The sequence below is a fragment of the Mycobacterium sp. SMC-21 genome (assembly GCF_045310825.1).
In the GTDB taxonomy this organism is placed as follows: Bacteria; Actinomycetota; Actinomycetes; order Mycobacteriales; family Mycobacteriaceae; genus Mycobacterium.
The window spans coordinates 1-24,575 of sequence record NZ_JBJIAO010000036.1 but is presented as its reverse complement, the minus strand read 5'-3'; the positions used below and the strand labels follow the sequence as shown (position 1 = coordinate 24,575).

Sequence of the window (24,575 nt, the reverse complement as noted above, 5' to 3'; positions counted from 1 at the left end):
GCAGTGATGACCGGAAACCAGAAGCCCAACCGCGTCGTCGTCATCGGTGGCGGATACGCCGGCGCGCTGGCGGCCAATCACGTTCTTATGCGCGACGATGTGGCCGTCACCCTGGTGAACCCGCGGCCCAAGTTCGTCGAGCGCATCCGTCTGCACCAGCACGCGGCCGGAAACTACAACGCCACCGACGGCTACGACACGCTGCTCGCCGACGACGTGCGCCTGGTGGTCGACACCGCGACCCGCATCGACGCGGCCGCCCGCACCGTCGAGCTGGCGTCTGGCGACACCCTGGACTACGACTACCTGATCTACGCGGTCGGCAGCACCGGAACGGTACCGGCGTCGGTGCCGGGCGCCGCCGAATTCGCCTATCCGCTGGCCGAATTCGAGCAGGCCGAGCGGCTGGCAGCGCGGCTGCAGGACGTGCCGCTGTCGGCGCCGTTGGTGGTCATCGGCGCCGGCCTCACGGGTATCGAGGCGGCTTCCGAATTCGCCGAGGCCGGCCGCAATGTCGTGTTGGTCGGCAACAAGCTCGCGCCGGCGATGAGCGCCCCGGCCCGCCGGTCGGTGGCCAAGGCCCTCACCAAGCTGGGTGTGACAGTGATCGAGGGCGACGTCAGCGACGTCAGCGCCCACCGGGTGACCCTCGCCGACGGGCGCTTCATCAGCAGCGCCGTGACGGTGTGGACCGCGGGCTTCGGCACCCCGGACCTGGCGGCCGCCAGCGGACTGCGCACCGACGAACTGGGCCGGCTGCTCACCGACGAAACCCTGACCAGCATCGACGATCCGCGCATCGTCGCCACCGGGGACGCCGCCGCGCCGTCGGGTCAGCCACTGCGGATGAGCTGCCAGGCCTCGAGCCCCCTCACCGTGACGGCCGTGGGAACCGTGCTGAGCCGGATCGCCGGGACCGAGCCCGAGCCACTCGATCCGGTGTTCGTCGGATCGTGCGTCAGCCTCGGTCGGCACACGGCGACCATCCAGATCGCCCGCAAGGACGACTCCGCCACGAACTACTACATCGGTGGGCGGGTCGCGGCGAAGCTGAAGGAAGCCATCTGCAAGGGCACGCTGTGGGGCATCCGCCGGACCGCTCGCAAGCCCAGCTCGGTATTCGTGATCAAGGGCGGCAAGCGTGCCGAACAGCTGGCGGAGACCGTCAGCGCATGACCGGCTCAGCCAGTGTCGCAGGGGGTGAACACGCCGAGCGGTTCACCCACCTGCGGCCACTCCTGTTCACCATCGCCTACGAAATCCTCGGCTCGGCAACGGAATCCGACGACGTGCTGCAGGACAGCTACCTGCGGTGGGCCGAGGTCGACCTCGACACGGTGCGGGACACCAAGTCGTACCTGGCGCAGTTGGTCACCCGGCAGGCGCTGAACGCGTTGCGGGCCGGCGCGCGTCGCCGCGAGGAGTACGTCGGCCCGTGGTTGCCCGAGCCGCTGCTGCTCGACGAGCGCGACGCCTCGTCGGATGTCGTTCTCGCCGAATCGGTTTCGATGGCGATGCTTGTGGTTCTCGAATCGCTGACCCCCGACGAGCGGGCCGTGTTCGTACTGCGCGAAGTCTTCGGCTTCGACTACGACGAAATCGCCGGCGCAGTCGGCAAATCGGCCGCCGCGGTCCGGCAGGTGGCGCACCGGGCACGCGAACACGTGCAAGCCCGGCGCAAGCGGTTCACGCCCGACACCGCGAAGTCCGCGGAAGTGACAGCCCAGTTTCTGACGGCAGCGGCGACCGGCGATCTGGACGGCCTGATGACGCTGCTGGCCCCGAACGTCACGTGGACCGCGGACAGCGACGGCAAGGTCAGCGCCGCCCGCAGGCCGGTGTACGGCCCGGACAAGGTCGGGCGACTGCTGCTGGGGCTCATGCGTGGCGTCTCGGGATTCCCCGAGGCGCGCGCCGACCTGGCGACGTACAACAACGCCCCGGCGCTGGTGCTGTACCTCGGCGAGAAGCTCGAGGGCGTCATCCTGATCGAGGTCGAGGACGGCAAGATCAGCCACTTCTACGCGATGCGGAACCCCGACAAGCTCGGTGGTGTGCTGGTCGAGCGGGAGATCACGCGCTGAACCGATCCCGCGAGCTGGGGGCGCCGCGCGGCGCAACTGAGCTGCTGAGCACTTGACAAGCAATTACCCTGTGCGCGTTGACATTGCGTCCACGCAGACAGTCTGCGAGTAGACGTCTGCAGAGGCGCACAGTCAGCAGAGCCCCAAGTTGATCGTGCGTCCACGCAGACAACCTGCGAGTAGTCGACGCCCAGGACGCACGATCAACGGCAGCCCAAGATTCGACAGTTTTACTGGGGGCACCCCCGCTGGGGGCCTGCTCGCGGTCATAGGCGAAGCTGTGGGGCGTGCGAGTCGAGCGGTTGGCCGACCTGGGCGACGCCCCAGGGGTCTTGAAGGCTGTCGCCGACGCCGCCGCGCGCCGCGGCCTGCCACCGCCGGCCGCACTGCTGGGCGACTGGTTCGGCGCGACGGCCGTCATCGCGCCGAGCGTCGCCATCGAACCGGTGCCCGCCACCGAAGTCTTCGACGCGCCAACAGGTTCCGGCGAAGCGATCGGCGGCGGCTGGTTCGGTTACCTGTCGTACCCGGACGGTGGTCACCGAATCCCGGCGGCCGCGGGCGGCTGGTCGGACTCGGTACTGCGGCAGGACGCCGCTGGGCGTTGGTGGTACGAGAGCCTTTCCGGGGCAACGCTTCCCGACTGGCTTGCCGACCTGGAACCGGCGGCGCCCGCGCCGTACACCATCGACTGGCGTGCGCCCGACCGCGCCGAACACCGCGCCGGCGTGCTGTCCTGCCTGGACGCGATCGCCGCGGGCGAGGTGTATCAGGCCTGCGTCTGCACCCGCTTCACCGGACGGCTGTCCGGTGCACCCATCGACTTCTTCGTCGACGCGGTGACGAAGACCGCGCCCGCCCGGGCCGCTTTCGTCGCCGGCACGTGGGGCGCGGTGGCGTCCCTGTCCCCCGAGCTCTTCCTGAGCCGCCGCGGCGAGATCGTCACCTCCAGTCCCATCAAAGGCACCCTCCCCCTTGACCGTTCGCCGTCTGAGCTGGCGTCCTCGGCCAAGGACGTCGCCGAGAACATCATGATCGTCGACCTCGTCCGCAATGATCTGGGCCGCGTCGCGACGACCGGTTCGGTCCGGGTACCGCAACTACTGACAGTCGAACCCGCGCCGGGCGTCTGGCATCTCGTGTCGACGGTGGCCGCGCAGGTTCCGGTCGAGACCCCGATGGCGGCAGTGCTGGACGCCACCTTCCCGCCCGCCTCGGTGACCGGGACACCGAAGTGCCGCGCCCGCGAACTCCTCACCGAGTGGGAACCCTACGACCGCGGAATCTATTGCGGGACGGTCGGTTTGGCGTCGCCGCTGGCCGGCACCGAACTGAACGTCGCGATCCGCACTGTGGAATTCGACGCCGACGGCGCCGCGGTACTGGGCGTGGGCGGCGGCATCACCGCCGACTCCGATCCCGACCGCGAGTGGGAGGAGTGCCTGCACAAGGCCGCCGCCACCGTCAGCCTTGCCCTATCTCGCGGGACTTGAGGACAGCGTCGTAGAGCTCGCGGCGGGAAGGCGCGCCGGGGTTCTCCGCGATCACCTGGGCGCAGGCGTCTTTGACGCGCGCTCCGTCGTCGACCAATTCCTGCACCAGCGCGACCAAACTGTCGATATCCGCCACCGGTGTCGCGCCCGCCAGCACCACGGTGATCTCGCCGAGCACGCCGTCGGCGGCCCACTCGGCCAGCTCCCCCAACGTCCCCCGACGAATCTCCTCATGGGTCTTGGTCAGCTCACGGCACACGACCGCGCGCCGGTCCGGCCCCAGCGCCGTCACTGCCTCGGCCAAGGTCTCGGCCAGCCGGCGCGGTGACTCGAAGAAGACACACGTCCGTCGCTCGGCCGCGAACCCGGCCAGCCACGCCGCCCGGCCCTTGCGTGGCGCGAAGCCTTCGAAGCAGAACCGGTCCGACGCCAGCCCGGACACCGCGAGCGCCGTCGTCACCGCCGACGGGCCCGGCAGGCAGCTCACCGGCAGCCCGGCCTCGGCGCAGGCGGCCACCAGGCGGTACCCCGGATCGCTGATCAGCGGCATGCCGGCGTCGCTGACCACCAGCACGGTCTCGCCCGCGGCGATCGATTCGACAAGTCCCGCGACCCGGGAGGCCTCGTTCTGGTCGAAGAAACTGACGACGCGCCCGACGGGGCGGACATCCAGCGACGCAGCCAGCGCACGCACCCGTCGGGTGTCCTCGGCGGCGATCACATCGGCGGTGCCGAGCGCCTCGATGAGGCGGGCCGAAGCGTCGCCGGGCTGGCCCAATGGCGTGGCCGCGAGCAGCAGTCGACCAGCGTCCGCGGGCGGACCAGATACTGATGTCACACGGGACAGCCTAAGCTCGCTGACGTGACCGCCCCCGCTCTCGACGCCTCCGACGCCGAGCGCGAGGTCCCCGTGATCAGTCCGGCGCCACTGACGCCTGCCGCCGATTTCGGCCCGACCGATCGGCTGCGTGGCTGGACCATGACCGCGGTGATCACCGCGCTGGCCGTCATCACCCGGTTCCTGAACCTGGGCTCCCCGACCGACGCGGGCACCCCGATCTTCGACGAGAAGCACTACGCGCCGCAGGCCTGGCAGGTACTGCACAACAACGGCGTCGAGGACAACCCCGGCTACGGCTTGGTGGTACACCCGCCGGTCGCCAAACAGCTGATGGCCATCGGCGAATGGATCTTCGGCTACAACGGCGTCGGCTGGCGCTTCTCCGGCGCGGTGTGCGGCGTCATCCTGGTGCTGCTGGTGGCGCGGATCGCGCGGCGCATGACGCGCTCGACGCTGCTGGGCGGTATCGCCGGGCTGCTGATCATCGCCGACGGTGTCAGCTTCGTCTCGGCCCGCACCGCGCTGCTCGACGTCTATCAGGCCGTGTTCATCGTGGCGGCGTTCGGCGCGCTCATCGTGGACCGCGACCAGGTGCGTGCCCGAATGCACGTCGCGATGACCGAAGGCCGGATCAACGAGACGGTGTGGGGCCCGCGGCTCGGCGTGCGGTGGTGGCGATTCGGCGCCGGCGTGCTGCTGGGGCTCGCGCTGGCGGTCAAGTGGTCGGGCCTCTATTACATGGTGTTCTTCGGCCTGTTGACCGTCGCGTTCGACGTCGCGGCCCGGCGTGCGTACCGCGTACAGCGGCCCTGGCTGGGGACGCTGCGCCGCGACGTCGCGCCCGGGATGTGGGCGTTGACGCTGGTCCCAGTCGGGGTGTACCTGGCGTCGTACGCGCCGTGGTTCGCCTCGGAGACCGCGATCGACCGGCACATGGAGGGCCGGAACATCGGCGACGGGCCGTTCGCGACGCTGCGCTCGCTCTGGTACTACACGCACGACGTCTACCGCTTCCATTCCGGGCTGACCAATGCCGCGGGCAACCACCACCCCTGGGAATCCAAGCCGTGGACGTGGCCGATGTCGCTGCGGCCGGTCCTCTACGCCATCGACAACAACAACGTGCCGGGCTGCGGCGCACAGTCGTGCGTCAAGGCCGTCATGCTGGCCGGCACGCCGGCCATGTGGTTCATCGCGGTGCCGGTGCTGGCCTGGGCGGTGTGGCGGACGTTCGTCAAACGCGACTGGCGGTATGCCGCCGCGCTGACCGGCTACGCCGCGGGTTACCTGCCGTGGTTCGCCGACATCGACCGGCAGATGTACTTCTTCTACGCAACGCCGATGGCGCCGTTCCTGATCATCCTGATCACGCTGATCCTCGGCGACATCTTGTATCCGAGATCGACGGAACCGGAACGAAGAACGCTCGGACTGCTGGTCGTGTGCTTCTACGTGGCGTTGGTGATTACCAACTTCGCCTGGATGTATCCGATCCTGACGGGGCTGCCGATCTCGCCGTCCACGTGGAACATGGAGATCGTCCTGCCCTCCTGGCGGTGACCCTGCGCCTAGGGGTGCAAGAGTGCGAGTGGCGAACGCCGCCACCGCGGAGTCAACGGAAGGCTTCCGACACATCGAACGCCTGTGCGATAAGATCGCGGGGTGTCCTTGGCGGTTCAGGGTTCGCTGTTCGACCATGCCGAACGGCGATGGCTCGGCGACGGCGCCTGGGTCGATGTCCGCGCCGGCTGGCTGACTGGCGCCGACACACTTTTCGACGAGCTGCTGACCGCCATTCCGTGGCGCGCCGAACAGCGCCAGATGTACGACAAGGTGCTCGACGTGCCGCGTCTCGTCAGCTTCCACGACCTCGCGCAGGACCGGGCGCCACATCCCGGGCTGGCGCGGCTGCGGGTCCGGCTCAACGACGCCTACGCCCACGAGCTCGGCGAGCCGTTCACCACCGTCGGCCTATGCCTGTACCGGGACGGCAACGACAGCGTCGCGTGGCACGGCGACACCATCGGGCGCAGCAGCACCGAGGACACCATGGTCGCGGTGCTGAGCCTCGGAGCGACAAGGGTTTTCGCGCTGCGTCCCCGCACCACGGGCGCCGACGGCAGGCGCACCAGCGTCCGGCTGCCGCAGGGCCACGGCGACCTGCTCGTCATGGGCGGCTCCTGCCAGCGCACCTGGGAGCATGCGGTGCCCAAGACCGCCCGCCCCACAGGGCCGCGGATCAGTATCCAGTTCCGGCCGCGCAACGTGCGCTGACTACTGGCCCCGCACCGCGGTGACCGACTTGGTCAGCAGCTCCGTCGCCTTCTGCGTGTTGACCGGCACGACTGGCTTGTCCGGCACGACGAGCGAGTTGGCGGTCACGATCACCAGGAATCGGCCGAACCCGCCGACGTAGTTGTACAGCTGACCGGCAGCCGGCTTGCCGGCCGCCACCGTCTCGAGAATGCGGTGGGTGCCCAGCGTCTTCACCCCATCGATGGGCGGGGCGGGCACCTCTTCCACCAGGCCCCGCACCCCGGCGCCGGAGAAGGCCACCTTCTTGCAGCTGTCGCCCGGATCAGCCGGCGCGATCGGCTCGGACGTCTCCACCGCCAGGATGACGAACCGGTTGCCCTGCCCTTCCGCGGTGACGGCGGTCATGTTGCCCTTGGCACCTGGGGAGACGGCCATGCCGGACGCGAACTTCGCGCAGTCCGGTGGCTCGAATTTCAGGCCCGGCGGCAGGGTCTGCGGGGCGAACGCGCGCGGGTCGATGCCCGTCGGCGCGACGGTCTTGACCTGGTAATCCGGCCCGAAAGTGCCCTTCAGGTCAAGGATTTTGGTGATGTCGGGGTCGGCGACCACCACCTGGGAGTGGGACGTGCATGCCGCCACCAGACCGGCGGAGGCCACCGCGAGCACCGTTCTGCGCATTGTGGCGAATCTACCGGGCCAACCCGTCGGCGGCCGGGATGCCCCGCACCGACCGCACCGCCGCGTCCAACAATGTCGCCGGGAGTTCGGCGGGCAGCGGCGGCGCGACGGCACCCGGGTCGGTCACCATGGTCACCGAAACCGCCAGGGTGTCGACGTACGCGATCAGAGTCGTTGCCTGCGAATGGGTTTGCGCGCCGTTCTCGACGCTCGTGGTGATGTGCGCCGTCAGGCCCAGCGTGCGGCCGTCCGCGACCTGGGGCGCATCGGTGAGGTCGACGGCCGCGCGCGCCCGGTCTGTGCTCAACGTCCAGCTGTGGCAGTCGCCGACGAGCTCGGGCGCCGGGGCGACGGCCGGCGCCGCGGTCGCGTACACGATGCCACCGGGTCCCGATGCCGACCAGCCGCGAACGCCGGCAGCCGGTGCGGCCACCAGCGCTGCACAGTCCGGCGGGTCGGCGGCCGAGCCGGCGGACATACCCCAGAACGTCGTCGGGGCGGCGGGCGCGGGCAACGCCGCGAACTCGTAGCCCCGCAGGTCTTTGGGGAGGTGTTGGCGCATCCGGCCGATCGCGGCGGGATCGGCGGGTTTCGCGGCCAACGGGGTGGTGGGCCGCGTGGGCGGGGTCGTCGATCCGCACGCGGCGCACAGCAGAACCGCTGCCGACCACGCGAGTGCGCGCATTTGCTGTTGATAGCACGGCGAACGCGCCGACCCCGGCCGATGCCCGGCGCCACGCCGATACGACTTTTGCGGACACGGCGTTGCGCCGGAAGCTGACCCAAGCGGCTTCGTCCGCCCCGTAGTCTGCAACCGACGACAGGAGACGGAAATGTTGCCGATGAGGGTTGCCGGCGTTGCGCTGGCCGTGACTGTGACTGCGCTGGGCGCGAGTGCCTGCAACTCGGATTCGAAGCCGGCGCCGTCGTCGACATCGAGCAGCGCCGCGAGCAGCAGCGCCGCGGCGGCACCGACCTCCGCGGCACCGAGCGCGCCGGCGGTTCCGAAAAAGACCATCCGGGACTACCTGCACGAGAAGAACATTACCGAGCAGCAGCTGCACCCCGGCGATCCCGGCGCCCCGACGCTGACCATGCCGCTCCCCCAGGGCTGGGTGGACGCCGGTCCGCTGACGCCGAAATGGGCTTGGAGCGCAAGCAAATTCGACGACCCGGCCATGAAGGCCGACCCGCCGACCATCATCGTGCTGGTCTCGAAGTTGCCCGGCGCCAATGCCGACGAGGTGTTGCAGTACGCGCCCGGCGAGCTACAGAACCTGCACAACTGGCAGGACGCCGGCACCAACTGCGAGGCCAAGCTCGCCGGGTTCAAGGCGTGTCAGGTCGGCGGCACGTACAACCAGGACGGCAAGGACCGGTTGATGGCCCAGAAGACGGCGGCCATCCCCACCAAGGACGGCGTGATCGTTCTGCAGATCAATGCCAGCGGCACCAAGGAGACCATCGCGCCGCTGATGGATGCGACGGCAGCGATCGACAAGTCGATGACGATCACCGTGCCCTGAGGCGACTGAGGTCAGGCGCGCGAGAAGGCCGATGCCGCGGCCACCTGCTCGGCGGTCGGCCGCACCCCGGTATACCGTTCGAACTGTTCGGCGGCCTGCAGGGCGATGACCTCGGCGCCAGTGATCACCGGCACCCCGGCCGCGCGCGCCGCCCGGACCAGCGGGGTCTCCGACGGCAGTGCGACCACGTCGAACACGGTGCGCGCCTTGGCAATAACGTCCGGAGCGAAGGACAGGTCGTCGGTTTCGGCGCCACCAGCCATCCCGATCGGGGTGACGTTGACGACGATGTCCGCGCCGTCCGACGCCTCGGCCGCGTACCGGTACCCGAGCCGCTCGGCCAGCCGGCCGCCGGTGTCGGGGTTGCGGGCCACGATGGCGCCCGCCTCGAATCCCTTGTCCCGGAACGCCGCCGCCACCGCGCTGGCCATGCCGCCGCTACCGCGGATGAGCAGCGATGCGGCCGGATCCAAGTGGTACTCGTCGATGAGCCGGGCAATGGCCAGGTAGTCGGTGTTGCAGGCCGTCAACCGGCCCGCGTCGTTGACGATCGTGTTGACCGAATTGATCACGCGCGCCGACTCTTCCAGCTCGTCGACGAGCGCGATGACGTCTTCTTTGAACGGCATGGACACCGAGCAGCCGCGGATGCCCAGGGCCCGCACGCCACCGATGGCCGCGGCGATGTCGGTCGTGGTGAAGGCCTTGTAGACGAAATCCAGGCCCAGCTCGTCGTAGAGGTAGTTGTGGAAGCGCGTACCGATGTTGCTGGGCCGGGCCGCCAGCGAGATGCACACCGCGGTGTCCTTGTTCAGCAGCGGACGCCGCGAGTACAGCGAGTCCGTCATCAGCCGACCGCCTTGATCACTTGCTGCGCCAACATGTGGATTTCGCGATATTGCTTGTGCGACAACGACAATTGGTCGGGTTTCGGGACGTCGAATTCGGTGACGATCATGTTGCGGTCGTCGCGCTCCCAGGTGGCACCATAATGCTCGAGGATTTTGCGCATCGGAAAATTGTCGGACAGCACGCGCGCGGCGAACCGCTCGATGCCGGAGCCCCGGGCGGCGGGTACCAGCGCATCCATCAGAAAGGTACCGATGCCCCGGCCCTGATAGTCGTCACCGACCATGAAGGCCACCTCGGCGACCGTCGGATTCTCATGCAGCCGAACGAATCTCGCGTCGGCGACCATCGGCCCGTCCGGCCCGTCGACGCCGTCGGTCAGCACCCACACGAAGTGGTCGACGTAGTCGACCTCGAAAAGGTAGGCCATCAGTGCCGGGCTGGGCTGGTAGGCCGTCTGGAACCGGCGGTAGATGGTCTCGGTCGAAAAATGGACGGGCCCCTGGCGCACCCGCGGGTTGTCGCCCGGCAGCACGGGCCGCAGGTACATCTGACTGCCGTCGCTCAGCTTCACCGGAAGCGGCGTGATGAACTCCGCGAGTCGCTGCCGCGCCGTGCGCACCAGCCGCTCGGCCATACAGGGCACGTCGAGCATGGCGGTCAGCGCGTCATGTCCGCCGATCCACCCGGCCAGTGGCTCGGTGACCAGCACCGTGGCGTTGCGCGTGCCGCCGCGCAACAGGGCGATCTCACCGACGATCAGGCCCGGGCCGATGTTGTGGACGACGAGTTCGCCATCGGGAGCGGTGTGCGTCACCCGGACGCTGCCGGCGCTGATCAGAATGAACGACGACGCGACTTCGCCCTGCGTCATCAGCACCTTGCCCGGTTCGGCCGTCAGTGGACGCAGCAGGGGCGCCAGCCGGTCGAGGTCCTCCCGACGGCAGCTCGCGAAGAACCCCAACGAAGCCAGTTCATCCGTCGTCGCTTCCGGCACGCAGGAAACGTTACCGGCGGACGGCATGCCATGTGGGGCCGTTGAGACCCTGCACTATTGAAAACTGTTTTCGACAAGCCCCCGAGCGTCGGGTATGGTCGGCCACGTCTTAATGAAAACGATTTTCACTTGGTTGACGGAGGTTCCCATGAAGGCCGGCATTCACCCCGACTACCACCACGTTGTCTTCCAGGACGCCACCACCGGGCGCACGTTCCTGACCCGCTCCACCGCCACGAGCTCGCGAACCATCGAATGGCAGACCGCCGACGGCGTCCGCACCTACCCGCTGATCGTGGTCGACGTCACCTCGGACTCACACCCGGTGTGGACCGGCAAGCGGCAGATCCTGGACACCGCGGGCCGCGTCGAGAAGTTCAACCGCAAGTACGGACGCTGACCTTGGCGCGGGAATCCCCTTGCCACGGCGACACATTCACTTCTCCCTCGAGCCTGTCCCGCACCACCCGGCACCGGCCGCGCCCCGGGTCCCACACCCGGGGCGCGGCCACCACCGCAATCTGGGACTGGCAGTTGCATGCCCGTTGCCGTGGGCTGCCGGCCGAAGTGTTCTACACCGGCGACGACGATCGTGGCGCCCGGCGGGTCGCCCACGAAGAGCGCGCCAAACAAATCTGTCAGCACTGTCCGGTACTGCGCGCCTGCCTCGGCCACGCCCTGGAAGCCGATGAGCCCTACGGCATCTGGGGTGCGACGACTCCGAAGGAGCGCGCCGCGATACGAAGTTCACAGGCTTTTATTAGCTGATCTATCAAAACTCTCGGTACCTTGGTGTCAACATCACGACACCGACGGGAGCACCGATGGGATTCGGACCGCCACAGGGCCGGCCGACCGTCACCGACGACGAGATCACTGCCATCATGGAACCGCCGCAACGCGTCCGAACCCTGCGAAATGTGCTGGACGCCACCGGTGATGCCCTCGAACCGTTGATCGATCTGTATCGGCCGTACGTCACCGGCCTCGACCGGCTGCCGCGCGACGGCCGTTTCCTGTTGGTCGGCAATCACACCGCGTTCGGCTTCGCCGAGATCCTGCTGATGCCGTATTACACCCGCCGCGAGCTCGGAGTGCAGGTGCGCCCGCTCGCCGAGCGCGCCCTGGCACAGGCCAAGGGCTTCGGTGGCGACCTGGTCGCGGCGTACGGCGGCGTGGTCGGCCATCCCGACACCGCGCGAGAACTGATGCGGCACAACGAGACCGTGCTGGTCTTCCCCGGCGGCGGACGTGAGATGCCCAAGTTCAAGGGCGAGGAATACCAGCTGAAATGGGACGGGCGAAGCGGTTTCGCCCGGATCGCCATCGAGAACGGCTACCCGATAGTGCCGGTCGGACTGGTCGGCAGCGACGACGTCTACGAGCCCCTCTTCGAGCGCGACAGCACGCTGGGCCGGCTGAGCCAGTCCATCGGCGAGCGGTTGGGCGGACGGTCCGACATGGCGATGCCGCTGGTGCGCGGCATCGGCCCGACGCTGATCCCCCGTCCGCAGCGCATGTACCTGGAGTTCGGCGAGCCGATCAGCACCACGGCGCCGGCCGGTACGACCGATCACGCTCGGTGGGTCGAGACGGTCAAGTCCACGACTCAGCAAGCGCTGGAACAGATCTTGTCCGACCTCCAGGAAGTCCGGGCCGGCGATCCGTACCGCGGCCTGAATCCCCTGGCCTGGTCCCGGGCCGCTCAGCCACCCGAAGCCGCCATCCGCGTGGGCTGACCACGACGGCGGTCGGGAGACCGTAACGTGGGTTGCCGTCGGGCGCAGCGCTTCATGCACCCGCATGCGGCAGAAAGGCTTCGCGAGATGGCATTCACCGACTACCAGCAGCTGTCCCTGACGCGCCGCGACAACGGCGTCCTGCTGATCACCCTCGACCGGCCGGAGAAGTACAACGCCGCCGACGAGGGCATGCATGCCGAGCTGGCCAACATCTGGAAGGACGTCGCGGCCGATCCGGACACCCGGGTGGCCGTGATCACCGGCGCGGGAAAGGCATTCAGCGCCGGCGGGGATCTGGCCATGGTCGAACGCATGGCGGGTGACTACGACCGCGTCTCGCACATGCTCGGCGAGATGAGCGACCTGGTCTACAACATGATCAACTGCGACAAACCGATCGTGTCGGCCATCAACGGCGTCGCGGTCGGCGCGGGCGCCGTCGCCGCGCTGCTGGCCGATGTGGCGATCATCGCCGAGGACGCCAGGATCGGCGATGGCCACGTCAAACTCGGTGTGGCCGCGGGCGATCACGCCGCGATCATCTGGCCGTTGCTGGCCGGGACCGCGAAGGCCAAGTACTACCTGATGACGGGTGAGATGATCGACGGCGTCGAAGCCGAGCGCATCGGCATGGTCGCCAAAGCCCTTCCCCGCGAACAGGTTCTGGACGAAGCGCTCCGGGTGGCCGACGTGCTGGCCACCGGCGCCCAGCAGGCGATCCGGCTCACCAAGCGCGCACTCAACAACTGGCTGCGCCACGCCGGCCCGATCTTCGACCAGTCCGCGGCCTACGAGATGTTGACGTTCCTCGGGCCGGACGTGGTCGAGGGGTATACGGCGCTGCGCGAGAAGCGGCCGCCCCGGTTTCCGTCGGCGCAGTAGACGCGGCAACCGAAATGACCTGGCAGCAGATCGAGCCCTTCCTCGTCGCACTCGCCATCGGGCTGTCGCTCGGCCTGGAGCGCGAACGCAGCCACGCCCGCAAGCTCCCGGCCGGCTCGCGTTCGTTCGCGCTGCTGTCACTGGCCGGTGCGGTGGCGGCCGGTTTCAGTCAGTGGGCTGTCGTCGCCGGATTTCTGGCTGTCGGCGCGCTCATCGCACTGGCCTATCTCCGAACCAGTGCGGAAGACCCCGGGACCACTACAGCGACAGCCGCCCTCGTCGCGTATCTCCTTGGCGCCCTAGCCTATTCGCGTCCGGCACTCGCGGTGGCCCTCGCGGTCGTCGTCGCGGGCCTGCTGGTCTCGAAGAACCGCATCCACCGGTTCGCCCGCGACATCATGACCGAGGTCGAGCTGGAAGACGCGATCAAGTTTCTCGTCGTCGCGTTCGTGATCCTGCCGCTCCTGCCGGATCGCGGACTGGGACCGTACGGCATTCTGAATCCGGAGAAGGTCTGGCTCCTCGTCGTGCTGCTCACCGGCATCGGGTGGGTGGGCTACATCGGGGTTCGAGCGCTCGGCCCGGAACGCGGCCTGCTGGTCACCGGCATCGCCGGCGGGTTCGTCTCGGCGACCGCAACGACGGCGTCCATGGCCCGGCTCAGCCGCACGACACCGAGCGTGCGCGCGCCCCTGGCCAGCGCTCTGCTGGCCAGCCTGGCGACATTCGTGCAGCTGCTCATCGTGATCGGGGTGGTCGACGCCCACGTGCTCGAGCGCCTGTGGCCACCGGTGGCTGCCGGCGCCCTCGTGCTGGTCGCGATCGCCGCCGTCGTCTACCGCGGAACCGGACGGCCCACCGAAGCGAATCCGTCCCCGGAACACGACACCGGCGCGGCACCCGCAAGCCGACCGTTCGCCCTGCGTCCGGCCTTGATCCTGGCCGCGGTACTCACCCTCGCCCTGCTTGTCGGGCGGTGGGGCGCGGACGTGCTCGGTGCCGGCGGCACCGTGCTCGCCGCGTTCGCCGCGGGTCTGGCCGACGCGCACGCCGGTTCCGTCGCCGCCGCCAGCCTGGCTGCCAAGGGCGATATCACCGTCGACACCGCGCTGCTCGCGATAGCGGCCGCACTCGGCTCCAACCTGATCGTGAAGACCGTGCTGGCATTCACGGCCGGCGGTCGCCGGTTCGGGCTCCGGTTTCTCGCCGGGATGGCCGCGCCCGCGGTGGTTTTCGGCGTTGTCCTGGCCGTGACGATGACGTAGCCCGTCACCAGCGGCTACGCCTCGGCAGTCACCGCCTCGACCAATGCGTCCGCGGCGAGCAGACCAAGGTTGTTCGAGGCCAGCGGACTGTCGCCGGTGAGCAGCCGCCGGTCCTGATGGACCTGACCGGTCATCTGGTCATTGACGACCTTGAGACCCTGATCCTCCAGCGCCTCCCCGATGAAGAGCCGCAGCCCGCCGGGTATGTAACCCATCTCCTTGTTGGGCCCCTTGTCGAGCGCATCGGGAAAAACGCAGATGCGGTAGCCCTTGGACGGTGATTCCGTCTTGCCGATCGCGGCCGCCAGCAGGCCGGCCAGCCCGTGACACAGCGTGATGACGAACTTGTCGTTCTCGAGTGCCCAGTTGAGTACCTGACCGACCTCGGGGCTGAACGGGATACCGACCTCGGCGCCGTGGCCACCCGGGATGAATACCGCCAGATAGTCGGAATCGGGTCCCAGCCGGTCGACGATCACCTCACGAAGATTCAGCGGCTCCTTGAGTTTGGGCTTGAGGTCGGCGTAGGTCTGCTGCACGGCGTCGTCCTTGCCCGGCATCGCCCACAGCTCCAGCTTCGCCGGGTTTCCGGTGATGGTGGCGACGTCGACGTCGAAGCCCGCGGCCATCAGGTGATGCAGCGGCAGCAGCATCTCCACGGGGTGGTTCCCGGTGGAGAACATGGTGCCGTTGTCCATCAGCAGATAGCGCTCGTCGGTGGCGATCATCAGAATCTTCCACCGGCCGCCGGTATAGGCGCCGGCATGTTTGACGCCGCCGAAATCTGTTCTGTCCGAGGTGTATTGACTCAACGAGTACGCCGAGGGAAAGAAGGCGTTGTCCTCGGCCGGATCGGGTGTCGGGGACTTGCTCAGTTCGGATTCGCTCACGAGACGTCCTGACCTTGGCGGGAATTGCGACGACAAGGCCAGCCTACGAACTTCCCGGCGATCACGGAACCGTCGAAATCTCGCCGAAGGAGTGCGTCAGGGGTGAAGCACGACCGGAAGTCGCGTGGGTCCGCGCAGCGAACTGTTGGTGGACCATGCCGGCGGTCCGGTGATGGCCACTCGCGAAACGCGGTTGACGAGCTCACGCAGGACGGCATGCGCTTCCATCCGCGCCAGCGGCGCGCCCAGACACAGGTGCGCCCCGAAGCCGAAGCCGACATGGGTCCGTGGGTTGCGGTCCGTGCGGAAAACGTCGGGGTCATCGAATGCGAGCGGATCTCGGTTCGCGGCGCCGAACGACAGGAGGATGCGTGAACCCGTCGGAATGGTGACGTCGCCGACCCGGTAGGGCGCGCGGGTGTAGCGGTAGAGGTTCTGAATGGGACTGGTGTACCGGATATGTTCCTCGATGGCCTGCGGGATCAGGTCCGGGTTCTCCCGGATCATGTCGTACTGATCCGGGTGCAGCGCGTAGGTGTGGAGCATCCCGCCCAGCAGATTGGTGGTCGTCTCGTTGCCGGCGATCAGCAGCAGGATGGCGATCTGGAACAGCGCCTCGTCCGACAACGCGCCGTCGGAGCTGTGGGCGAGCAGCCGCCCCAGCACCGTGTCCGAGCCCTTCAGCTCTCCTGCCGCCAGATGCCGTAAGAAGTAACGGCGCAACGCCATTGCGGCACGCATCGACTTCGCGGCGTCGATGAGACCGGGGACGGTCGGGGTGAAATTGATGAGCCGGGTGCTCTCGTCGGACCATCGGCGGAACTCGGCGATGTCACGCTCGGGGACGCCGAGCAGCGCGGCGATGACCCGCAGCGGCAGCGGGACCGTCAGTCGCTGTACGGCGTCCGCACCCGGGTCGGCGATGAGATCGCCGACGAGATCCGCGGCGAGCCCATCGATGGTGGCGCGCCAACTGTCCAGCGCGCCTTTGGTGAACGCCGGCTGCACCTGCTTGCGCAGCCGGCTGTGCTGTTCGCCGTCGGTCACCACGACAAGGTCGGCGACCATCCGAATCCGCGTCACCCCCTGGCTGCTGGTGACCTGGTCGGTATCGCGCAGGGCGGCACGGACGTCGTCGAGCCGGTGCAGAATCCACGTCGACCGCTGTGGGCTGTAGTGGACGCGCCCACCCCGATGCAGCGCCGCGTACGCCTCGTGCGGATGGGCGGCCGTCTGCGGGTCCAGTGGGTCGTAGTCGGTGTTGATGGCGCCGGTCCAGCTGCGGTAGCCGAGGCGGCGGGCACGCACCGTGGCCGCGACGTTCAGCTGGCCGGCCGCCAGCAGCGGGGACAGCACCGAGGTGGTGCCACGTACCGCCTGTGCGATTGTCATGTCAGCGGACCTTCCTGGTTGCCACATGATCAGCGTCCGTGCCTGCCACCCGGGTGGTCAATGCGTCTCATCGAAGTTGAAAGACACACCAGCAGCGCGGCGCCGGTGGTCGGGCGCGGGGTGATTCCGGACCAGCCCATACCTGTGAGATAGAAACCGCAGAACGTCTCAAGGTGATAGAACGGATTTTGCTTCTATCGCCAGGAGGCCCCATCACATGCCACCACATGACTGGGTGCTCGGAACCGACCGCAATGCCGAAGCGCTCGCCCGCATTCTCTCGGCCTCGTCGGAACTCGTGTCCCGCAAGGGTTTCGACGCGTTCACGGTCGAAGCGGTGGCCGCCGAACTGCACTGTTCCCCGGCCACCGTCTACCGCCGCGCCGGCGGCAAGGCAGCGATCCTCGAGCGACTCGTATCGCTGTTCGCCGAACGAATCGTCGGCTCCATCCGTGAGGCCATCACCGGCCTGGGCGGCACCGAGCGCGTCGTGGCTGCCATCGTCGTCGCGCTGGACTGCATGCGGGGCGAACCGCTGGGAAAACTCATCATGGGAGATGTCCGGCCCGATCACGGCAGCGAGGCCGTGACCGCCTCACCTCTGGTTGCCAAGTTTGCCGACGAGATGATCGGGCGCCACGACCCGTTGGCAGCGCAATGGCTGATCCGGGTGACATTCGCACTGTGGTACTGGCCGCTCAAGGACAAACAGGCCGAATACGAACTGGTGAAGCGCTTCGCCGGGCCGTCGGTGACACTGGGCCTGGGCGAGTGAACTCCCGCGAGTTCCGGAAACAGAAATGGGGCCGGTGGACACCGACCCCATTTGAATCTCTGTGGAGCTAAGGGGAATCGAACCCCTGACCTTCTCGATGCGAACGAGACGCGCTACCAACTGCGCTATAGCCCCTTGTACCGGAAGCAAAGGCTACCAGTACCAGTCCGCCACATGAAAACCGGTTACTGCCCAGCCGCTCGGGGCAGGTCATAGTCGCGCGCCATCCGGGCATATTCCAGGTGCTCGAAGATCGGATCCTCGTCGTCGATGTCTAGGACGACGGCACCCGGACGGCGCAGGCGGGAGGGGACGACGTCGAACTCCTCGTCCTGCGTGTTCTCCACGCCATGCCGGGAGCGCATCATCCGCTGGGCGCGCCGGCGCCGCAGCTGTTCTTCGATCCGGGTCTGACGACGCAGGTAGGCCAGATACAGCACGGCGGCCGCGCTGACCACTCCGCAGAACCACCACCACGTGCTCGATGCCAGCGTGAACGCGGCGACGCCGGTCACGAGGATGGCCACAGCCAAGCCGGAGAGCATGCGGCTGCGGAAGCGGTACTTGCGCTCTGCGGCCGCGACGGCGGCCTTTGATTCGTGGCGGACGCGGCGCGCCTTGGACATCGAATCGGCCAGCTTCGGCTCGGCCTCGGACGCCGCCTCGACGCCCGAGGTGTCGTCGACGTACTCGTAGTCGTGTTCGGTGCCGTCCTCGGCTTCGTCCGCGGGCTCGGGCGCTACCTCGGCCTGTTCCTCGTCAGAGGCGATGGCCTCGTGCACGTCGGTGGTCGGCTCGGCCTCTGCCTCGACTTCCGCCTCGGGCTCCGCCGCCGCCATCTCGTCCGTGAGCGCTTCCTCGGGGTCGAAGTCGGCCTCGGAGATGGTCCGGATCGCCATGGTGGGCGTCGCGACCTCGTCGAAAAGCGTTGGCTGTTCGGCAGTTTCAGGCTCAGGAACGGCTTTCATGCGTCCCGAGGCACCGATCGGCAGGGCACCGGAGTCCATCTCGACGACCTCGACGTCGAGGTACTCCGACTCTTCGACGACGACATGCTCGACGACCACCATCGAATGCGTCTTGTCCGCTTCCGGATCGGCGACCGGGATCGAGTCGGTGGTCGCATCGCTGCGCGCGAAGTCTTCTTCGAACGCACTGAGATCGTCGTCCTGTTTCCAGTGCGGGTCACTGTAGTGCCCCGCAGCGGGTCCACTACGGCGTCGCAGCCGGCTGTTGCCGTTCGTGTTGAGCACGCGGGTCGCCAATGCGACATCGCTCGTGCGGCGGACGTTCTCGCGCTTGCTGATCAACATCGGCACCAACACGAACAACCACAACACGACGAGGGATATCCACAGTAGGGATTGGGGGATGCTTGGCATGTCGCCGGCTCCTTTCCCCATCAGATTAGGTCCGTGACCAGCGCATCCGAAGCCGACGCGCCAGGGTCAATTACACACCTGTAATTCGCTACTTACAAGCACATCAGTCTCAGATGTCACATCTGCAACACAGTCTCATTTGCGATTTGTGCACGGTTTGCCGCGCTGACCGCGGACTACCGTGCACAAATCCCTCAGACCCACGTGGCTCGGCCCTCCCTGACCAGCGCCGATGACGCCGACTGCGCCATCTCTTCCACGGTCATGGCGACCAGCAGATGGTCCCGCCAGGCCCCGTCGACTTCCAGGTAGCGCTGCAGCAGCCCCTCCTCGCGGAACCCCACCCGCGCCAGCACCGACCGGCTCGGACCGTTTTCCGGGCGGACGGTCGCCTCGATCCGGTGCAGTCCGACCGGCCCGAAGGCATGGTCGACGCCGAGCGCCAGCGCGGCCGTCGCGATGCCGCCGCCGGTGCACTGACGCGCCACCCAGTAGCCGATCCACGCCGACCGCAGCGCTCCGTGTGTCACGTTGCCGATGGTCAGCTGTCCGCAGAACTCACCGTCCAGCTCGATGACGTACGGCAGCATGCGGCCGCGCCGCGCCTCCGCCCGCAACCCCGAGCACAGCGCCGGCCACGACGAAACCGCGTGGCGCGCAGTCCAATCCACCTCACCGACGGGTTCCCAGGGTTCCAGGTGAGCGCGGTCCGTCAGCCGCATCCGGCTCCACACCGAACCGTCGCGCAACCGCACCGGCCGCAGCCGCACCACCCCGGCCCGCACGCGGATCGGGCCGACCGACAGCGGCCAGCCCGGATGCATCGCACTCGAACGCAACAGGTTCACGAATCAGCCGCGCTGCGCAAGAAAGGCCACATCGACCGATTCGCCCGTGCGAATCTGCTCGGCCTCGGTGGGCACGATCACCAGGCAGTTCGCCTCGGCGAGGGTGGCCAGCAGGTGCGACGCGCCGGGCGCCCCGCCCAGCGCCTGCACCAGATATTCGCCGGTGTCCTGATCACGCATGAGCTGCCCACGCAGAAATCCCTTGCGCCCCACCACCGATGAGATGGGCGACAGCGTCCGGGCCGGCACCACGCGCCGCATCGGCTGCCGCTTGCCCAGCGACATCCGGATCAACGGACGGACCATCACCTCGAAGACCACCAGCGCACTCACCGGGTTCGCGGGCAGCAGGAAAACCGGGACACCGTCGCGCCCGAGCGTGCCGAAACCCTGCACCGATCCGGGGTGCATCGCGATCCGGGCGACCTCCATCTCCCCCAGCTCGGCGAGCACCGCGCGCACGCCCTCGGCCGCCGCGCCGCCGACAGCGCCCGCGATCACCACGACTTCCGACCGGCTCAGCTGGCCCTCGACCACGTCGCGCAGGGTCTTGGGGTCGGCATCCACGATGCCGACGCGGTTCACCTCCGCGCCGGCGTCGCGACCGGCGGCGGCCAGCGCATAGGAGTTGACGTCATAGACCTGGCCGTTGCCGGGCGTGCGGGAGATGTCGACCAGCTCGCCGCCGACGGAGATGACCGTCAGCCGCGGCCGTGGGTGGACCAGCACGCGTTCGCGGCCCACCGCCGCCAGGAGTCCGACCTGGGCCGGCCCGATGATGGTGCCGGCACGCACCGCGACGTCGCCGGGCTGCACGTCGTCCCCGGTACGTCGGACATAGGCGCCGGACCGCACCCCGCGCAGGACCCGCACGCGCGATTCGCCGCCGTCGGTCCAACGCAGCGGCAGCACCGCGTCGGCGAGCGTGGGCATCGGCGCACCGGTCTGCACCCGCGCGGCCTGCCGCGGCTGCAGACGAGTGGGAGTGCGTTCGCCCGCGGCGATGGTCGAGACCACGGGCAGCGTGACGTCGGCGTCGCCGCCGGAATCCGCGCCCATCACGTCGACGCTGCGCACGGCATAGCCGTCGATGGCGGCTTGATCGAATCCGGGCAGCGGGCGTTCGGTGACCACCTCTTCGGCGCACATCAGGCCCTGCGCTTCGGCTATCGCCACCCGCACCGGCCGCGGTGCCACCGCCGCAGCCGCGACCCGGGCCTGCTGGTCCTCAACCGAACGCACAGCTCGCCTTTCTGCATACCTCGCACACCGTGGCTGACCACATGCTCGCGCACGTGCGGGCCAACCGTACCGCCGGTGTCAGGCGCTCAGCGCTCGGCAAGACCCAATCGCTCGACCAACCAACGCCGCAATTCCGGGCCGTAGTCGTCGCGTTCCAACGCAAAGTCAACCGCAGCTTTAAGGTAGCCGCCGGGATTTCCCAGGTCGTGTCGGGACCCGCGGTGCACCACCACATGTACGGGGTGGCCGTCCTCGATGAGGAGCGCGATGGCGTCCGTCAACTGGATCTCGCCGCCGACACCCTTCTGCACGCGCCGCAACGCGTCGAAGATCGCGCGGTCGAGGATGTACCGGCCGGCCGCGGCGAACGGCGACGGCGCGTCCTCGGCTTTCGGCTTCTCCACCATGCCCTTGACGCGCAGCACATTCGGGTTGGCCGCGTCGGGCACCGTCTCGACATCGAACACACCGTAGGCACTGATCTCGTCCTCGGGCACCTCGATGGCGCACAACACGGAGCCGCCGCGCTTGGCGCGTACCTTCGCCATGGTCTCGAGGACGCCGGTCGGCAGCACCAGGTCGTCGGGCAGCAGGACCGCGATGGCGTCCTCGTCGGGCAGCAGCACCGGCTCGACGCAGCTGACGGCGTGGCCCAGGCCCAGGGGCTCGGCCTGTACGACCGACTCCACCTTGATCAATGCGGGTGCGCGCCGCACCTTCTCGAGCATCACGTGCTTGCCGCGCGCCTCGAGCGTTCCTTCGAGGATGAGGTCCTCGACGAAATGCGCAACGACGCCGTCCTTGCCCGCCGAGGTCACGATGACCAGTCGCTCGCCGCCGGCGTCGGCAGCTTCCGCAGCAACCAGCTCGATGCCGGGGGTGTCGACGACCGGCAGCAACTCCTTGGGCACGGTCTTGGTGGCAGGCAGGAAACGCGTGCCCAGACCAGCCGCCGGGACCACCGCGGTACGCGGCATCGGCACTGAAGTCTGTGTCGTCATTGTTCACACGATAACGGCAATGCCTCGATCTGCCCTACCAAGGTGCACCTTCCAGGGGTCAGCGGCAACGCCGAAGTGGCCGTTACCTGGACAGGTGTACAACACCGGGCGAGCAAATATGACACGGTGGTAACCGTGACCCCTGAGGGAAAGCGTGAGCTGCGCAGCGCCATCCTGAGTCGACGGCGGGCCCTGACGCCGGAGCAGAGGCAGGCGGACGCCGAAGCGCTGGCGCGACGGGCGCCCGAATTGGTGAGCCCCGGCGTCGTGGTGTGCGCGTATGTCCCGATCGGCACCGAACCGGGTTCGCCGGCGATGCTGGACGCCCTGATCGACGCCGGTGCCCGGGTGTTGTTGCCGGTGACGCACCCCGACGCCCCGCTGAGCTGGGGCTGGTATCGCGCCGGGCATCTCACGAAGGCGTCATTCGGACTACTCGAACCGGCGGTGCCGCATCTGCCGCCCGATGCGATCCGGCAGGCCGGCGTGGTGCTGGTCCCTGCGCTCGGCGTCGACCGTGCGGGCGTGCGCCTCGGCCGCGGCGCCGGCTTCTACGACCGGTCGCTGTCGCTGGCCGCGCCGGACACGCTGCTGGTGGCGGTGGTGTACGACGACGATCTGCTGCCGGCGCTACCTGCCGAGCCGCACGACGTCGCGATGACGCATGCCCTGACCCCGCGGGCGGGCCTCGTCACGCTGGGAGTTTGACGCTGCGGGAGACGATCAGTCCTTGCCGCAGGTACATCCCGATCCGCAGTTGCAGTTTTCACAGGTGCAGTCCGGGTTGTCACAGCCGCCCTTGGTCATGATGCGAGTCATGCGCACAATGCTATGTGTCCCACCGCCATCCCGGACGTGATTGCCCCCGTCACCAGGCCACCGGGCCTGTCGGTCGGGGAATGCCCGGCACCGAATAGCTGTTTTGGCACTTAAGCCGGTAGAGTGCTAACAAGTTTGACGACCTCGGAGGTTTACGTGCCGACCTATTCCTACGCGTGTACCGAGTGCGACAACCGGTTCGACGCGGTGCAGGCATTCAGCGATGACGCGCTGACCGAATGCCCGAAGTGCCACGGCCGGCTGCGCAAGCTGTTCGGCTCCGTCGGCGTGGTCTTCAAGGGCAGCGGCTTCTACCGCACCGACAACCGCGATTCGAAGAGCTCCAGCACCGCCGCCGCTCCCGCAAAGAGCGAGTCGGGCTCCAGCTCGTCGGACTCGTCTTCGTCATCTTCGTCGTCCTCGTCGAGCAGCAGCACGAAGTCGGCCGCGCCGGCCGCCGCCGCGTCCAACTGAGTTATCCACAGGCCGGAAGCGTTCCGGCCTGTGTTTCCCGCACAGAATCCCTACCGTTACGGCATGGGGGATTCGCTCGATGCGCCGTTGATCGGCCGGCTGACACACAAGCTGCGGCCCGACTGGACCAGGACCACGGCCGCGCGCCGCGCCGCCGCAGGGATGTTGGTGGTCCTCGCGGCCGTCATCGAATTTCGGCCGGACCCCGCGGACGGACAGGTCGCCGTCGTCGTCGCCGCGCATGACCTGTCCCCCGGCTCAGCCTTGACGGCAGACGACGTCGTCGTCGAATCCCGTTCCGCGCCAGGCATTCCCGACGGCGCACTGCGCGAATCCAGCGCCGTCGTCGGCTCGACGCTGGCCGCCCCAGCGCGACGCGGCGAGGTCATCACCGACGTGCGGATACTCGGTTCCCGGCTCACCGTCGCCGCCGCCGGGCCCGACGCGCGCATGGTGCCACTGCATCTGGCGGACGCCGCGCTCCCGGACCTGCTGCGCGCAGGCGACGTGGTCGACGTCCTGGCCGGACCGGAGAACGCCGGCACGACAGCCGATCAATCGCCGGCCGAGGTGATCGCCACCGACGCGCGGGTGGTGCTGGTGTCCGAACGGCGCAAGTCACCGACGAGCGCCGACGAACGCCTCGTACTCGTCGCCCTGCCGCGGCACAGCGCCAATGTCGTCGCGGGCGCGGCGCTGCACCGGGCCATCACCGTCACTCTGCACTGATCCGCGAAATTTGCCGCACGGCTGATTTCGATTTCGTCACCAGTACGCATCTGTTGCGATCGTCCGGCCGCCGACTCCTGCACGATGCTCAGGTCGGTCTTACCGTTCGTGGGTACAGGCCGTATCACAGGGAGGGCAGTCATGCTTAAGGGCTTCAAAGAGTTTCTCGCACAGGGGAACATCGTCGATCTGGCGGTCGCCGTCGTGATCGGCGCCGCGTTCACCACGCTGGTGAAGGCGTTCACCGACCAGGTGATCCAGCCGTTGATCTCCAGCATCGGTGCCGGCGGCGACCACTCGTACGGGGTCCTGCGGATCCACCTGCTCGGCGACGAGCAATTGTCAATACCTGTGGATCGGGGTGTTTCAGGCGACCTCCGTTTCGGTGTGTTGATCGCCGTCTGACGGTG

At 68.2% G+C, this 24,575-nt stretch carries 26 protein-coding genes, 1 tRNA gene and 1 pseudogene; 16 read left to right on the top strand and 12 right to left on the bottom strand.

Annotated features, from left to right (window positions below; translation table 11 throughout):
• Nucleotides 1-6: 6 nt before the first annotated feature.
• The 3 genes from ACJH6H_RS24265 to ACJH6H_RS24255 all read left to right on the top strand — a co-directional run bounded on the left by ACJH6H_RS24265 (nt 7) and on the right by ACJH6H_RS24255 (nt 3,577).
• On the top strand, nt 7-1,176 hold the full coding sequence (locus tag ACJH6H_RS24265) for an NAD(P)/FAD-dependent oxidoreductase (protein ID WP_406775963.1): 1,170 nt from the start codon (nt 7-9) through the stop codon (nt 1,174-1,176).
• On the top strand, nt 1,173-2,084 hold the full coding sequence (locus ACJH6H_RS24260) for an RNA polymerase sigma-70 factor (protein ID WP_226520751.1): 912 nt from the start codon (nt 1,173-1,175) through the stop codon (nt 2,082-2,084). Before ACJH6H_RS24265 ends, ACJH6H_RS24260 begins: the two co-directional genes overlap by 4 nt.
• Before the next feature lie 287 nt (nt 2,085-2,371).
• Nucleotides 2,372-3,577, top strand: a complete 1,206-nt coding sequence (locus tag ACJH6H_RS24255) for an aminodeoxychorismate synthase component I (protein WP_226520750.1) — start codon at nt 2,372-2,374, stop codon at nt 3,575-3,577.
• Here ACJH6H_RS24255 and rsmI read toward each other — a convergent pair.
• Nucleotides 3,549-4,415, bottom strand: a complete 867-nt coding sequence (gene rsmI, locus ACJH6H_RS24250; protein WP_226520749.1) for a 16S rRNA (cytidine(1402)-2'-O)-methyltransferase — start codon at nt 4,413-4,415, stop codon at nt 3,549-3,551. The two genes, ACJH6H_RS24255 and rsmI, sit on opposite strands and share 29 nt — an antisense overlap.
• Nucleotides 4,416-4,439: 24 nt before the next feature.
• On the opposite strand from rsmI, the gene ACJH6H_RS24245 reads away from it, so the two are divergent.
• Nucleotides 4,440-5,978 (top strand): dolichyl-phosphate-mannose--protein mannosyltransferase, encoded by a 1,539-nt coding sequence (locus tag ACJH6H_RS24245; RefSeq protein WP_060999283.1) that lies wholly within the window; start codon nt 4,440-4,442, stop codon nt 5,976-5,978.
• A gap of 102 nt (nt 5,979-6,080) precedes the next feature.
• The gene (locus ACJH6H_RS24240; protein ID WP_060999285.1) at nt 6,081-6,692 is read left to right on the top strand and encodes an alpha-ketoglutarate-dependent dioxygenase AlkB; all 612 of its coding nucleotides are present in this window, start codon (nt 6,081-6,083) and stop codon (nt 6,690-6,692) included.
• Here the strand turns inward: ACJH6H_RS24240 and ACJH6H_RS24235 are convergent, their stop codons facing one another.
• Nucleotides 6,693-7,352 (bottom strand): DUF5642 family protein, encoded by a 660-nt coding sequence (locus tag ACJH6H_RS24235; protein ID WP_061010658.1) that lies wholly within the window; start codon nt 7,350-7,352, stop codon nt 6,693-6,695.
• 10 nt (nt 7,353-7,362) lie between these two features.
• Nucleotides 7,363-8,037, bottom strand: a complete 675-nt coding sequence (locus ACJH6H_RS24230) for a DUF5642 family protein (protein WP_061007395.1) — start codon at nt 8,035-8,037, stop codon at nt 7,363-7,365.
• A 148-nt stretch (nt 8,038-8,185) separates the two neighbouring features.
• Here ACJH6H_RS24230 and ACJH6H_RS24225 point away from each other — a divergent pair, with 148 nt between their 5' ends.
• On the top strand, nt 8,186-8,878 hold the full coding sequence (locus ACJH6H_RS24225) for an LpqN/LpqT family lipoprotein (RefSeq protein WP_061007396.1): 693 nt from the start codon (nt 8,186-8,188) through the stop codon (nt 8,876-8,878).
• 11 nt (nt 8,879-8,889) lie between these two features.
• On the opposite strand, the gene ACJH6H_RS24220 is transcribed toward ACJH6H_RS24225, so the two are convergent.
• Both ACJH6H_RS24220 and ACJH6H_RS24215 read right to left on the bottom strand, forming a co-directional pair.
• Complete coding sequence (locus ACJH6H_RS24220; RefSeq protein WP_406775962.1) at nt 8,890-9,726, bottom strand: shikimate 5-dehydrogenase; 837 nt, start codon at nt 9,724-9,726, stop codon at nt 8,890-8,892.
• Nucleotides 9,726-10,751: a GNAT family N-acetyltransferase gene (locus ACJH6H_RS24215; protein ID WP_406775961.1), complete on the bottom strand. Its 1,026-nt coding sequence runs from the start codon at nt 10,749-10,751 to the stop codon at nt 9,726-9,728. Before ACJH6H_RS24215 ends, ACJH6H_RS24220 begins: the two co-directional genes overlap by 1 nt.
• A 121-nt stretch (nt 10,752-10,872) precedes the next feature.
• Between ACJH6H_RS24215 and ACJH6H_RS24210 the strand changes: the two genes are divergently transcribed.
• The 5 genes from ACJH6H_RS24210 (at nt 10,873) to ACJH6H_RS24190 (ending at nt 14,613) form a co-directional block, all read left to right on the top strand.
• Nucleotides 10,873-11,124: a type B 50S ribosomal protein L31 gene (locus ACJH6H_RS24210; protein ID WP_061007399.1), complete on the top strand. Its 252-nt coding sequence runs from the start codon at nt 10,873-10,875 to the stop codon at nt 11,122-11,124.
• A complete protein-coding gene (locus ACJH6H_RS24205) occupies nt 11,052-11,492 on the top strand; it encodes a WhiB family transcriptional regulator (protein WP_244881354.1) in 441 nt (146 codons plus the stop codon). The genes ACJH6H_RS24210 and ACJH6H_RS24205 overlap by 73 nt, the downstream gene beginning before the upstream one ends.
• A 56-nt stretch (nt 11,493-11,548) precedes the next feature.
• Nucleotides 11,549-12,463 (top strand): lysophospholipid acyltransferase family protein, encoded by a 915-nt coding sequence (locus ACJH6H_RS24200; protein ID WP_061007400.1) that lies wholly within the window; start codon nt 11,549-11,551, stop codon nt 12,461-12,463.
• Nucleotides 12,464-12,550: 87 nt separating this feature from the next.
• On the top strand, nt 12,551-13,348 hold the full coding sequence (locus ACJH6H_RS24195; RefSeq protein ID WP_061007401.1) for an enoyl-CoA hydratase/isomerase family protein: 798 nt from the start codon (nt 12,551-12,553) through the stop codon (nt 13,346-13,348).
• A gap of 14 nt (nt 13,349-13,362) precedes the next feature.
• Nucleotides 13,363-14,613, top strand: a complete 1,251-nt coding sequence (locus ACJH6H_RS24190; RefSeq protein WP_406775960.1) for an MgtC/SapB family protein — start codon at nt 13,363-13,365, stop codon at nt 14,611-14,613.
• Between the two features lie 14 nt (nt 14,614-14,627).
• On the opposite strand, the gene hchA is transcribed toward ACJH6H_RS24190, so the two are convergent.
• Entirely contained in the window at nt 14,628-15,503 is an 876-nt protein-coding gene (gene hchA / locus ACJH6H_RS24185; protein WP_406775959.1) for a glyoxalase III HchA, read from the bottom strand.
• A gap of 96 nt (nt 15,504-15,599) precedes the next feature.
• Complete coding sequence (locus tag ACJH6H_RS24180) at nt 15,600-16,895, bottom strand: cytochrome P450 (protein ID WP_061007404.1); 1,296 nt, start codon at nt 16,893-16,895, stop codon at nt 15,600-15,602.
• A gap of 217 nt (nt 16,896-17,112) precedes the next feature.
• Here ACJH6H_RS24180 and ACJH6H_RS24175 point away from each other — a divergent pair, with 217 nt between their 5' ends.
• Nucleotides 17,113-17,670: a TetR/AcrR family transcriptional regulator gene (locus tag ACJH6H_RS24175; protein WP_061007405.1), complete on the top strand. Its 558-nt coding sequence runs from the start codon at nt 17,113-17,115 to the stop codon at nt 17,668-17,670.
• Nucleotides 17,671-17,732: 62 nt separating this feature from the next.
• On the opposite strand, the gene ACJH6H_RS24170 is transcribed toward ACJH6H_RS24175, so the two are convergent.
• The 5 genes from ACJH6H_RS24170 to ACJH6H_RS24150 form a co-directional block, all read right to left on the bottom strand.
• A tRNA-Ala gene (locus ACJH6H_RS24170) sits at nt 17,733-17,805 on the bottom strand.
• Between the two features lie 50 nt (nt 17,806-17,855).
• The gene (gene glpR / locus ACJH6H_RS24165) at nt 17,856-19,052 is read right to left on the bottom strand and encodes a gephyrin-like molybdotransferase receptor GlpR (protein ID WP_061007406.1); all 1,197 of its coding nucleotides are present in this window, start codon (nt 19,050-19,052) and stop codon (nt 17,856-17,858) included.
• Between the two features lie 194 nt (nt 19,053-19,246).
• Nucleotides 19,247-19,900, bottom strand: a complete 654-nt coding sequence (locus ACJH6H_RS24160) for a GNAT family N-acetyltransferase (protein ID WP_061007407.1) — start codon at nt 19,898-19,900, stop codon at nt 19,247-19,249.
• Between the two features lie 3 nt (nt 19,901-19,903).
• The gene (gene glp, locus ACJH6H_RS24155; RefSeq protein ID WP_061010656.1) at nt 19,904-21,142 is read right to left on the bottom strand and encodes a gephyrin-like molybdotransferase Glp; all 1,239 of its coding nucleotides are present in this window, start codon (nt 21,140-21,142) and stop codon (nt 19,904-19,906) included.
• Between the two features lie 86 nt (nt 21,143-21,228).
• Nucleotides 21,229-22,119: a UTP--glucose-1-phosphate uridylyltransferase gene (locus ACJH6H_RS24150; protein WP_406775973.1), complete on the bottom strand. Its 891-nt coding sequence runs from the start codon at nt 22,117-22,119 to the stop codon at nt 21,229-21,231.
• A gap of 159 nt (nt 22,120-22,278) precedes the next feature.
• Between ACJH6H_RS24150 and ACJH6H_RS24145 the strand changes: the two genes are divergently transcribed.
• The 4 genes and pseudogenes from ACJH6H_RS24145 to ACJH6H_RS24130 all read left to right on the top strand — a co-directional run.
• On the top strand, nt 22,279-22,851 hold the full coding sequence (locus ACJH6H_RS24145) for a 5-formyltetrahydrofolate cyclo-ligase (RefSeq protein ID WP_267324768.1): 573 nt from the start codon (nt 22,279-22,281) through the stop codon (nt 22,849-22,851).
• Nucleotides 22,852-23,118: 267 nt separating this feature from the next.
• Nucleotides 23,119-23,436: an FmdB family zinc ribbon protein gene (locus ACJH6H_RS24140; RefSeq protein WP_267324767.1), complete on the top strand. Its 318-nt coding sequence runs from the start codon at nt 23,119-23,121 to the stop codon at nt 23,434-23,436.
• Nucleotides 23,437-23,499: 63 nt separating this feature from the next.
• Nucleotides 23,500-24,165, top strand: coding sequence for an SAF domain-containing protein (locus ACJH6H_RS24135; RefSeq protein ID WP_406775958.1), 666 nt, complete (start codon nt 23,500-23,502; stop codon nt 24,163-24,165).
• Between the two features lie 141 nt (nt 24,166-24,306).
• Nucleotides 24,307-24,496 (top strand): annotated as a pseudogene (locus ACJH6H_RS24130) (MscL family protein); the annotation flags it as partial.
• Nucleotides 24,497-24,575: the final 79 nt, after the last annotated feature.

Coding starts and splice junctions, on each gene's coding strand:
- ACJH6H_RS24190 (WP_406775960.1), top strand. CDS start 13,363: ATGACCTGGCAGCAGATCGAGCCCTTCCTCGTCGCACTCGCCATCGGG.
- ACJH6H_RS24175 (WP_061007405.1), top strand. CDS start 17,113: ATGCCACCACATGACTGGGTGCTCGGAACCGACCGCAATGCCGAAGCG.
- ACJH6H_RS24210 (WP_061007399.1), top strand. CDS start 10,873: ATGAAGGCCGGCATTCACCCCGACTACCACCACGTTGTCTTCCAGGAC.
- ACJH6H_RS24150 (WP_406775973.1), bottom strand. CDS start 22,119: ATGCCGCGTACCGCGGTGGTCCCGGCGGCTGGTCTGGGCACGCGTTTC.
- ACJH6H_RS24260 (WP_226520751.1), top strand. CDS start 1,173: ATGACCGGCTCAGCCAGTGTCGCAGGGGGTGAACACGCCGAGCGGTTC.
- ACJH6H_RS24180 (WP_061007404.1), bottom strand. CDS start 16,895: ATGACAATCGCACAGGCGGTACGTGGCACCACCTCGGTGCTGTCCCCG.
- ACJH6H_RS24215 (WP_406775961.1), bottom strand. CDS start 10,751: ATGCCGTCCGCCGGTAACGTTTCCTGCGTGCCGGAAGCGACGACGGAT.
- ACJH6H_RS24135 (WP_406775958.1), top strand. CDS start 23,500: ATGGGGGATTCGCTCGATGCGCCGTTGATCGGCCGGCTGACACACAAG.
- ACJH6H_RS24225 (WP_061007396.1), top strand. CDS start 8,186: ATGTTGCCGATGAGGGTTGCCGGCGTTGCGCTGGCCGTGACTGTGACT.
- ACJH6H_RS24195 (WP_061007401.1), top strand. CDS start 12,551: ATGGCATTCACCGACTACCAGCAGCTGTCCCTGACGCGCCGCGACAAC.
- glpR (WP_061007406.1), bottom strand. CDS start 19,052: ATGCCAAGCATCCCCCAATCCCTACTGTGGATATCCCTCGTCGTGTTG.
- ACJH6H_RS24230 (WP_061007395.1), bottom strand. CDS start 8,037: ATGCGCGCACTCGCGTGGTCGGCAGCGGTTCTGCTGTGCGCCGCGTGC.
- ACJH6H_RS24265 (WP_406775963.1), top strand. CDS start 7: ATGACCGGAAACCAGAAGCCCAACCGCGTCGTCGTCATCGGTGGCGGA.
- ACJH6H_RS24220 (WP_406775962.1), bottom strand. CDS start 9,726: ATGACGGACTCGCTGTACTCGCGGCGTCCGCTGCTGAACAAGGACACC.
- ACJH6H_RS24200 (WP_061007400.1), top strand. CDS start 11,549: ATGGGATTCGGACCGCCACAGGGCCGGCCGACCGTCACCGACGACGAG.
- ACJH6H_RS24235 (WP_061010658.1), bottom strand. CDS start 7,352: ATGCGCAGAACGGTGCTCGCGGTGGCCTCCGCCGGTCTGGTGGCGGCA.